The organism is Planomonospora algeriensis, assembly GCF_977012225.1.
Genome location: NZ_CDRNDK010000233.1, coordinates 1 through 9,792 on the forward strand (window position 1 = coordinate 1; position 9,792 = coordinate 9,792).

Here is a 9,792-nt window from a genome sequence, read left to right on the forward strand (position 1 = left end):
CCCCTCGCCCGCCCCTCGCCCGCCCCTCGCCCGCCACGCCACCCGGCGCCTCGCGCCCGCCCTCCGAGGCGCGGACCGTCGTACGTACTCACGGGTAACTGAGTATCCGCACGGACGCGCCGGTCCTTCCCCGCGCCGGATCCTGGACGGCATGACGAAAGCGATCCAGCCCAAGAACACCGGCGCCTTCTACGTCCAGGCGGTCCTGTCCTTCGGCGTGTCCGTCTCCGCGGTCGCCATCGGCCTGGCCTACCTCCCCGTGGACACCTGGGTCCGCGCCTTCCTGTCCATCGGTGTCCTGTACGTCGTGACCTCGACCTTCACCCTGGCCAAGTGCGTGCGCGACCGCCAGGAGCTCTCCGAGGTCACCACCCGGGTCGACCAGGCCCGACTGGAGAAGCTCCTGGCCGAGCACGACCCCTTCAAGGTCGACTGACGGCGCCGGGCCGCCGCCCGGAGCCGCCGCCCGGGACCGTCAGCCCTCCAGCTTGTACTCCTGCAGGGAGTCGGCCAGCTGCACGGCGAGCTCCTCGGCGTCGAGGCGCTTCTCGATCTGCTTCAGGTCGGCGATCTTGGCGGCCGTCTCAGCCCGGCGGGGAGCCAGCAGCGTGCAGCAGTCCTCGTCGGGGAGTTCGGAGATCGCCAGGGTGCCGATGCGGCGGGCCTCCGCCATGATCTCGGTCTTGTCGAGGCCGATCAGCGGGCGCAGGATCGGCAGGTCGACCGCGTCGTCCTGGGCGGTGATGTTCTGCAGGGTCTGGGAGGAGACCTGGCCCAGGGAGTCACCGGTGACCAGCGCCCCGGCACGCAGGCGGTGGGCGACCTCCTCGGCGGTCTTCAGCATCAGGCGGCGCTGGGCGATGACCGCCAGGCGGTCCTGGCCGGAGGCCTTGATGGACTGCTGCGCCTTGCCGAACGGCACCACCCACAGGCGGGACCTGCCCTGGAACTTGTCCAGGGCGCGCACCAGCGCGTACGCCTTGTAGATGGACTCGGAGGTGGTGAAGGGGATGCCGGAGAAGTGCAGGAAGTCCACCCGCAGGCCGCGGCGCATCATCCGGTAGGCGGCGACCGGGGAGTCGATGCCGCCGGACATCAGGACCAGGCCGCGCCCGCTGGTGCCGACCGGCAGGCCGCCCTGGCCGGGCAGTCCGTCGGTGTGCACGAAGACCTCGTCGCGGTCCACCTCGATGGAGACGACCAGCTCGGGGTTCTTCAGGTCCACCGGCAGGCCGTAGATGTCGTTGAGCTCGCCGCCGACCGTGCGGTCGAGCTGCATCGAGGTCAGCGGGAAGCGCTTGTCGCGGCGGCGCGAGCGCACCGCGAAGGAGACACCCCGCTTGACGTCCTCGCGGTCGGCGAGCAGCTCGATCGCGGCCTTGAGGACCGCGTCGGGGTCCTTGGCGACCCGCCAGGCCCGGTGGATCCAGACCAGGCCGGGCACGTAGGCGACCCGCTCGGCGACCGCGTCGGCGGTCTCGGCGCTCGTCCCCTCCGGCAGGAACAGCGCGATGACGCCGTGGCGCTGCCGCACGTCCACCTTGAAGCCGAACTCCTTCAGGGCGGCCTTGATGTTGGCCTGCAACCGCTGCTCGAAGACCTCGCGGTTGTTTCCCTTCAGGACGACCTCGCCCAGCTTGAGCAGAACGCAGGGCTCGCCCAGTGCGGACACGGCCATGGTGGAACCTCCGGTGGAGCGTCAGGGGAAGGGTCGTGGGGCGACCGCCGGGTGTCGCGGGCGGCCGTCAACGGCAACACCGCACCGGGGCCACTTTAGTCCCGGCTACGACCCGTCGAGGCCCTGCTCGATCGCGTAGCGCACGAGTTCGACGCGGTTGTGGAGCTGGAGCTTGTTCAACGTGTTCTGGACGTGGTTCTGCACGGTCCGGTGGGAGAGCACGAGCCGCTCGGCGATCTGCCGGTAGGACAGCCCCTTGGCCACCAGCCGCAGCACCTCGGTCTCCCGCTCGGTCAGGCGCGGCCCCTCCGCCGGGACGGGGCGGGCGGCCAGCCGCCGGTACTCCCCCAGGACCAGGCCGGCCAGGCCGGGGGTGAACACCGCGTCGCCCTCGGCGGTGCGCCGGACGGCGTCGAGGAACTCCTCACGGCTCGACGACTTCAGCAGGTAACCGGACGCGCCGGCCTTGACCGCCTCCAGCACGTCGTCCTGCTCGCCGCTGGCCGACAGCACCAGCACCCGGGGCGGCGCGTCCGCCGCGGCCAGCCCCCGGGCCACCTCCACCCCGGACAGGTCGGGCAGCTGCAGGTCCAGCACGACCACCTCGGGCCGTACGGCCGCGGCCACCCGGAGCGCCTGCCGGCCCTCGCCGACCGCGGCCACCACCTCGTATCCCGCCTCGGCCAGGTCCCGCGCCACCGCGTCCCGCCACATCGGGTGGTCGTCCACCACCATCACCCGCATCCGGCCAGCGTATTACCGGATGGGACGGGGAGGCCGGAGGGTTCCCGGAAAGCCGGACGGATGGCGAAAAAATGGACCGCGGGCGGGATATCCCTCCACGGAAGGCGGAGATGGATCCGGACGAGCCGGGAGGAGTGACATGACAAGACGTTTCAGGATGTTGCTGGTGGCCGCGCTGGCCCTGACCGCCTGTTCCTGCGGCAACGAACGGCTCGCGCCGGAGATCGGCCAGGAGAAGATGGCCCCGAACGACGGCGGGAACGGGTTCCAGGACGGCATCGCGATCAGGAACGTCATCGTCATGGGCGGCTCCGACGGCAAGCCGCTGGCCTCCGGGGCCGGGGCTCCGCTGCACATGGTCCTGATCAACAACCGGACCGCTCCCGACCGGCTCGTCGCGATCAGCGCGCCGGGCGCGTTCCAGGGCTCGGAGATACCCGGCGGCGGCGTCGACCTGCCGGTCCGGCAGCCCGTCGGCACCGGACCGGTGCCCATGGCCCTGCTGACGGGAGCGAGCAGGCAGCTGCCGGGCGGCGGCTTCGTCACCGTGGAGCTGCGGTTCCAGCAGGCCGGGACGGCCCGGCTGGAGGCCCCGGTGATGCCGGCGACCGAGTGGAGGGCCACGCTCTCGCCCTGGCCCTCGGCCCCGGCCGCCCCGTCTCCGACCTCTCCGCTCAATCCCACCCCGGGGGCTCCGGTCAGCCCCTCGCCCACCGCTCCGGTCAGCCCTTCGCCGACGGGCTGACCGGGACGGACATCTCGATCTCGGTGCCGCGCCCCGGACCGGACACCACGGTGACCGTCCCGCCCAGGTCGGCGATCCGGCCCCGGATCGACTGGGCGACGCCGAACCGGCCCTCGGCCTCGGCCTGTTCCAGTCGGCCGGCGGGGATGCCCGGCCCCTCGTCGCGGACCGTCACGGTGACCGTCCCGCCGTCGTCCTCGGCGAAGACCCAGGCGGGGGCCCGCGCCCCGCAGTGCCGTACGACGTTGTCCAGGGCCGCCCGGGCCGCCGCGGCCATCTCCTCGGCGGTCCGCGCGGGCAGCGTCAGCGGGGTGGCCGGGGTGGAGACGGTGACCGTGCCCGAGGAGTACGCCCGCAGCAGGGCACCCAGGTCGGCGCCGCCCGCCGCGGGCGCCTCCGGGCGGAGCCTGACCAGTTCCCGCAGGGCGGCCTCCTGCTCTCCGGCGAGCCTGCCCAGTTCCGCCGCCTCCCCGCCGAGCCGCAGGCCGCGCCGCTGGACCAGCGCGAGCACCTGGAGCACGGAGTCGTGGATGCCGCGGGCGAGCCGCTCCCGTTCCCGGCCCGCCGCCTCCAGCTCGATCGCCCGCTGCATGCGGGCCTCGGCCTGCCGGGCCAGCCGTGCGACGTGCCCGACCAGCACCCCCGCCAGGAAGAGCAGCACGGTCCCGTTGACCGGCAGGTCCGCGGCGCCGGAGCCGAACACGTCGCGTGTCCACAGGTCGGCCAGTGAGACGACCGCCGCGGCCGCGGCTCCGGCCCGGCGCCCGCCGTGCACGCCCCAGGCCAGTACGGCGCCGCCCATCCAGGTGGCGGTGATCGGCATGCCGCCCTGCTGGTGGGGGCCCTGGACCGCGGGCGTGCTCAGCAGGCAGCCGACGGTCACGAGCAGGTCGGCGGCGAGCAGCGGCCGGCCGCGGAGCTCCTCGACGGAGTAGGCGAAGATCGTCGCCACGGTCCACAGGGCCATGACTCCGATCACAGTCCAGCCGGCCGCCGGGTGCTCGTAGCCTCCGGCGCGGACGAGCAGAAGCGCCGCGTACAGCAGGGAGGCGGCGCGGAACACCGCCACGGTCCGCCAGAACGGGACTTCCATCCCCATCGCCACCCACGCCTCTCAACCGTCACATATGTCCGTTAAGGGTAATAATGAGGCGATTCCTTCTCACAAAGAACTGGACCATGTCTCACGTCGACCACTTCTCCTACGGCCTGGTCACCCCCGTTCTGGCCTATCTCATGTCGGGGGCCGGCTGCATGCTCGGCCTCATGCTCACCACGAAGGCGCGGGCGGCCGAGGGCTCCGCGCGGGCGCGCTGGCTGATCGGGGGCGCGCTGTCCATCGGCGGCACCGGCATCTGGGTGATGCACTTCGTCGCCATGATGGGCTTCTCCGTCGACGGCTCGCAGATCCGCTACGACGTGCTCCTCACCGCCGGCTCGGCCGTCCTGGCGATCACCGTGGTCGGCGCGGGCCTCTTCATGGTCTCGTACGGCGGGCCGAGGACCGCGACGCTCCTCGGCGGCGGCCTGCTCACCGGGCTGGGCGTGGCCGGCATGCACTATCTCGGCATGGCCGCGATGAACATGCAGGCGCACGTCTCCTACGACCCGGTGCTCGTCGGCGCGTCGGCGGCGATCGCGATCGCCGCCTCCACGGTGGCGCTCTGGTTCACCCTGCGGGTGCGCGGCGTCCCGGCCACCGGCGGCGCGGCCCTGATCATGGGTGTCGCGGTCTGCGGCATGCACTACACCGGCATGTTCGCCATGGACGTGCAACCGGCGACGTCCTCGGCCCCGCTCGGCGGAGCGCAGGGCGTCGACTTCCTGCTGCCGCTGCTGGCGCTGGTCGGCCTGATCACCCTGGGCCTGCTGCTGAGCGTCGTCCTGTCCCCTTCCGAGCAGGAACTGCGGGAGGACGCCGAGGTGATGGCCCGGCTGGACGGCCGGGCGACGGAGGGCTTCCCCGCCGTCCCGCAGACCGCGGCCGCCCTCCGCCCGGAGGATCCGTCGCTGTTCGACTCCTCCGGACGGTGACGTGCCCTCGGACGGTGACGTGCGGCCGGCGCCGCGGGCCCCGCGAGGGCCCGGGCGCCGGGCGGGGACTCAGCCGAAGAAGACCTCGGCCTCCTCGTAGCGGCCGGGCGGGACCGTCTTCAGCTCGCTGGTGCCCTCCTGCAGGGGGACGCGGACGATGTCCGTGCCCCGCAGGGCGACCATGACGCCGAACTCGCCGTCGTGCACCGCGTCGATGGCCTGCAGGCCGAAGCGGGTGGCGAGCACCCGGTCGAAGGCCGTGGGCGTGCCGCCCCGCTGGATGTGGCCCAGCACGGTGGTGCGGGCCTCCTTGCCCGTGCGCTTCTCGATCTCCTTGGCGAGCATCTCGCCGATGCCGCCCAGCCGGACGTGGCCGAAGGCGTCGAGTTCGCCCGCCTGCAGCGCCATCTGCCCCTCGACGGGGTGGGCGCCCTCGGCGACCACGATGATGGGCGCGTAGCGGGTCTTGAAGCGGGACTCGACGTAGGCGCAGACCCGGTCGATGTCGAACGGCTTCTCCGGGATCAGGATGACATTGGCGCCCGCGGCCATGCCGGCGTGCAGCGCGATCCAACCCGCGTGGCGGCCCATGACCTCGCAGATCAGCGCGCGGTGGTGGGACTCGGCGGTGGTGTGCAGCCGGTCGATCGCCTCGACGGCGATGTTGACGGCGGTGTCGAAGCCGAAGGTGTAGTCGGTGGCGTTGAGGTCGTTGTCGATCGTCTTGGGCACGCCGACGACCTTCACGTCCCGCTCGAAGAGCTGCGTGGCGACGCCGAGCGTGTCCTCGCCGCCGATCGCGATCAGGGCGTCCACCCCGGTCTGGGCGAGGTTCTCCTTGATCTTCTCGACGCCGCCCTCGATCTTGATCGGGTTGGTCCGCGAGGAGCCGAGGATCGTGCCGCCCCGGGGCAGGATGCCCCGCACCGCCTGGATGTCCAGCGGCATGGTGTCGCCCTCGAGCGGGCCGCGCCAGCCGTCCCGGAATCCCACGAACTCGTGGCCGTAGACGCCCGTTCCCTTGCGCACGACGGCACGGATAACGGCGTTCAGGCCGGGGCAGTCGCCGCCCCCGGTCAACACTCCAATACGCATGGCATCCTCCGGTGGTGGTTCCGAGGTGATACGGCCAGACTAAGCGGGGTGACACGACCGGCGGGGATCTCCCACGCCGACGCAAGGCATTCTGCCTCCAGAGCGGCCCAGTGGTCTAGACCAAACGGCGATCGCGTCCGCGCGTCCCCGCCCCGCGACCTCGGAACCGGATCGCCCGCATGACCGCGGCGCCCGCCCCGGAACCGCGCCGTCCGCGCCCTCCGGCCGGCGCCCGCTCCCCGCCCCGCGACCCCGGCGCTCACGCCCCCGGCAGCGGGAGCACGCAGGACGGCGTGCCGCTCGCGAAGACCGCCTCGGCCTCCTGCGGCACCCCGTCCGCCATCGGCAGCACGGCGACGCCGCCGGAGTTCTGGTTGGCCACGTACATCCGGTCGCGCGCGACGGCGAAGTGGCGCGGCCAGGCGCCCCCGCAGGGCACTTCGGCGACCCTCTCCAGACCGGGCGCGGACAGCACCGCGATCGTGTCCGGCCCCCGGTTGGCGACGTAGACGAACCGCCCGGACACCTCCAGGTGGGAGGGGTGGTTCTCGGCCCCGGTGCCGCTGGCCGCCGTGACCGCGGTCTCCCGCCAGTCGGAGTCGTAGGCGCGGACCGTGCCGTCCAGCTCCCCGGCCACGTACCAGCGGTCCCCGGCCCGGGACATGTGCCGGGGGCCCATGCCGGCCGCGAGCCGTACCGGGCCGGCGGGGTGCGGGGCGACCTCGCGGCCGTCCTCGACCGTGAAGCGGCGGACCTCGTCGGCGCCCAGGTCGGTCACGTACAGCACGCCGTCGGGACCGAAGGTCGCCTGGTGGGCGTGGGCACCCTCCCGGTAGGGGAAGACCTGCGCGGTGGTGAGCAGCCCCGCCTCGTCGATGCCGTGGACGCTCACCGTGCCGTCGCCGTAGTTGGCCACCGCCAGCAGCGTGCCCTCCGGGTTCACCGCCAGATGGCAGGGGAACGACCCCTCGCTGGAGCGGCCGCCGAGCGGCGCCAGCGCGCCGTCCGCACCCCGGGCGAAGACCTCCACGGTGCCCTGCTCGGCCTCGCCCACCGCGTAGAGCACGGGGAGGCGGGGGTGGACCGCGAGGAAGGACGGCCCCGGGGCCGCCGTCGCGCCCCGCCCGGTCAGGCCGTCCAGCTCCACCAGGACGATCCCGGCGCCCGACCCGCCGGTGTCCGGGGTGTATCCGCCGACATATGCGATCTCCGCCATGACTCTCCCGCCGTCGTCAACTCTTGACCGGTCCGTGACCTTAGCGCAGTCATCCCGCGGCGGGTCCCACCGGTCAGCCCGCGGCGCCGGCCTTCAGCCGCCCGGCGATGTCCACCACCCGCCGGGCCATGTGATCCAGGGCCGTGTACTGCACGTCGGTCAGCGGGTCGCTGTTGGTGCCGCCGGTGACGTGGGAGACGCCGTAGGGGTTGCCGTCGGCGAACTTCGACGGGTCGGTGTAGCCGGGCGCCACCACCAGCCCCCCGAAGTGGTAGATGGTGTTGTAGAGGGCCAGCAGGGTGGACTCCTGGCCGCCGTGCGCGGTCATGGTCGCGGTGAACCCGGCGTAGACCTTGTCGGCCAGCATCCCCTGCGACCACTGGGGGCCGAGGGTGTCGATGAACTGCTTGAGCTGGCTGGAGATGTTGCCGTAGCGGGTCGGCGTGCCCAGCAGCACCGCGTCGGCCTCCACGATGTCGTCGGGCACGGCCTTCGGCTCGTTCTTGGTGTCGTCGAAGTGCTGGCTCCACGCCGCGTTGGAGGCGATCGCCTCCTCCGGGGCCAGCTCGGGCACCTGCCGGAGCCGGACCCGCGCGCCCGCCGCCTCCGCGGCGCTCGCCAGCCGCTTGGCCATCGCGTGGACGGTTCCGGTCGAGGAGTAGTAGATGACGGAGACTCTCACATCGGTCACGGGTCTGCTCCCTGTCAGGCGGACGGGCCGCGGAGAAGCGCGGGCAGGCGCGGGCAGGCGCGGAGAGGGGGCGGGCGGCGGCCCGGGCGGCCCTCGCCCCGCCTCGGCACCTACCCGCGGCCGGTGACCGGTGACCCCGCCCGGTCCGGATCCGGACGCGCCGCAGACCGATTCCCGGACGGGGATCTCCCCGGACGCCGCTTCGAGCCGGTCCGGGAGGATCCGGGCGGCGGCCGCACCGGGGGCGCTCAGCCGCGGAACGGGCCGGCGACCTCGTAGGTGACACCGTCGGTGCCGGCGGAGTCGCCCCGGGCGCCGCGCTGGGAGGAGAAGTACAGCCGGCGGCCGTCCGGGGAGAAGGCCGGGCCGGTGATCTCCGATTCAGGGTGGCCCTCGACCCGCAGGAACGGTGAGATCCGCCGGTCCGGAGTGATCAGGTTGATCTCCATGTTCCCCCCGTCCTCGGCCACGTAGAGGTCTCCGGCGGGGGTTCCGGTGATGTTGTCCACCCCGGTCAGCGGGGAGGCGGCGTCGTAGGCGACTCCCAGGCGCCCGTTCTCCGCGTCGTAGGCCCACACCCGGTTGTCGCCCTTGGTGGTGAAGAAGCAGACCCCGCCGTCGTAGTGGCAGCCCTCGCCTCCGGAGAAGTGCCGGGCGGCGCCCACCTGGTGCCGGGTCGCCTTCAGCGGCGCGGCGGGGTTGGGCACCCGCTTCCAGGTCACCGGCCCGGTGGTCGCGTCCCGGCCGTCCCCGCAGAGCACCTCCAGCCGCCCGGACGTCAGGTCGCCCCACACGTCCGGCCGGAACCGGTAGAAGCAGCCGTCCGGCTCGTCCTCGGTGAGGTAGACCACCTGCCGGTCGGGGTCGCAGGCGGCGGCCTCGTGCTTGAACCGGCCCATGGCCAGGCGCGGCATGGCGGCGCGCCGGCCGTAGGGGTCGCACTCGAACACGCGCCCCCGCGACGTCTCCTCGCACGACAGCCAGGTGTTCCAGGGCGTGCACCCGCCCGCGCAGTTGAGGTCGGTCCCCGAGAGGATCCGGTAGGCGCCGACGACCTGGCCGCCGGCCGCGAACCTGATCGCCGAGGCCCCGCCGAGCAGCGGGATCTCGGAGTTGGACACGTAGATCCAGCCGGTGCCGTCGGGGAAGCACGCCCCGCCGTCGGGCGCCGCGTGCCAGAGCGTGCCGCCGATCCTGCGGCCGGTGCGGGCGACGATCCTGCCGGTGAACCCGCCGGGCAGCGCGAGGCCGTTCGCGTCGGGGGCGCGGAGCGGCCCGTAGGGGCCCGGCCCCCGCGCGGACGCGCACGCGGCCCCCTGCCAGAGGGATCCCGTCAGCGCCGCACCTGCGGTCAGTCCTCCGGTGCGCAACAACGTACGGCGGAGCATGGCGCCTCCTCGCTGCCTTCACGGTACGCGGCCAGTCGACCGGATCCGGATGAACACGGTCACCCTCTCGATTGAAACTCTGCGGAAACCCCGAAGGCGCGTGTTTCCGCCGATCCGCTCTCACGCCCGTCCGGCCGCGCCCCCTGCGGCGGGCCGCGGCATGCGAAGGCGCCCCGGCCTCGGGCCGGGGCGCCGCCTTCG

General features: G+C 73.2%; 10 protein-coding genes. 3 read left to right on the forward strand and 7 right to left on the reverse strand.

The genetic code is table 11. The annotated features are described in order from the left end of the window. Positions 1–151: 151 nt before the first annotated feature. Positions 152–436 carry a YiaA/YiaB family inner membrane protein gene (locus tag ACWJ6R_RS22070; protein ID WP_449064055.1) on the forward strand — a complete coding sequence of 95 codons (285 nt, stop codon included), beginning with the start codon at positions 152–154 and terminating at the stop codon, positions 434–436. A 39-nt stretch (positions 437–475) separates the two neighbouring features. Here the strand turns inward: ACWJ6R_RS22070 and thiI are convergent, their stop codons facing one another. Both thiI and ACWJ6R_RS22080 read right to left on the reverse strand, forming a co-directional pair. After that, the gene (gene thiI, locus ACWJ6R_RS22075) at positions 476–1,678 is read right to left on the reverse strand and encodes a tRNA uracil 4-sulfurtransferase ThiI (RefSeq protein WP_068894228.1); all 1,203 of its coding nucleotides are present in this window, start codon (positions 1,676–1,678) and stop codon (positions 476–478) included. Between the two features lie 105 nt (positions 1,679–1,783). Further along, entirely contained in the window at positions 1,784–2,413 is a 630-nt protein-coding gene (locus ACWJ6R_RS22080; protein ID WP_196467905.1) for a response regulator, read from the reverse strand. 148 nt (positions 2,414–2,561) lie between these two features. Here ACWJ6R_RS22080 and ACWJ6R_RS22085 point away from each other — a divergent pair, with 148 nt between their 5' ends. Next, positions 2,562–3,167, forward strand: a complete 606-nt coding sequence (locus ACWJ6R_RS22085) for a hypothetical protein (protein ID WP_449064056.1) — start codon at positions 2,562–2,564, stop codon at positions 3,165–3,167. On the opposite strand, the gene macS is transcribed toward ACWJ6R_RS22085, so the two are convergent. Continuing rightward, the gene (gene macS / locus ACWJ6R_RS22090) at positions 3,145–4,260 is read right to left on the reverse strand and encodes a MacS family sensor histidine kinase (protein WP_449064057.1); all 1,116 of its coding nucleotides are present in this window, start codon (positions 4,258–4,260) and stop codon (positions 3,145–3,147) included. The genes ACWJ6R_RS22085 and macS overlap by 23 nt on opposite strands. An 86-nt stretch (positions 4,261–4,346) precedes the next feature. Here macS and ACWJ6R_RS22095 point away from each other — a divergent pair, with 86 nt between their 5' ends. Further along, positions 4,347–5,201, forward strand: coding sequence for an MHYT domain-containing protein (locus tag ACWJ6R_RS22095; RefSeq protein ID WP_449064058.1), 855 nt, complete (start codon positions 4,347–4,349; stop codon positions 5,199–5,201). Positions 5,202–5,270: 69 nt separating this feature from the next. Here the strand turns inward: ACWJ6R_RS22095 and ACWJ6R_RS22100 are convergent, their stop codons facing one another. The 4 genes from ACWJ6R_RS22100 to ACWJ6R_RS22115 form a co-directional block, all read right to left on the reverse strand. After that, positions 5,271–6,296 (reverse strand): 6-phosphofructokinase, encoded by a 1,026-nt coding sequence (locus ACWJ6R_RS22100; protein WP_449064059.1) that lies wholly within the window; start codon positions 6,294–6,296, stop codon positions 5,271–5,273. 259 nt (positions 6,297–6,555) lie between these two features. Continuing rightward, complete coding sequence (locus tag ACWJ6R_RS22105) at positions 6,556–7,512, reverse strand: lactonase family protein (RefSeq protein ID WP_449064060.1); 957 nt, start codon at positions 7,510–7,512, stop codon at positions 6,556–6,558. Between the two features lie 73 nt (positions 7,513–7,585). Further along, positions 7,586–8,203: an NAD(P)H:quinone oxidoreductase gene (wrbA, locus tag ACWJ6R_RS22110; RefSeq protein ID WP_449064061.1), complete on the reverse strand. Its 618-nt coding sequence runs from the start codon at positions 8,201–8,203 to the stop codon at positions 7,586–7,588. A gap of 248 nt (positions 8,204–8,451) precedes the next feature. After that, on the reverse strand, positions 8,452–9,591 hold the full coding sequence (locus tag ACWJ6R_RS22115) for an alkaline phosphatase PhoX (protein ID WP_449064062.1): 1,140 nt from the start codon (positions 9,589–9,591) through the stop codon (positions 8,452–8,454). Positions 9,592–9,792: the final 201 nt, after the last annotated feature.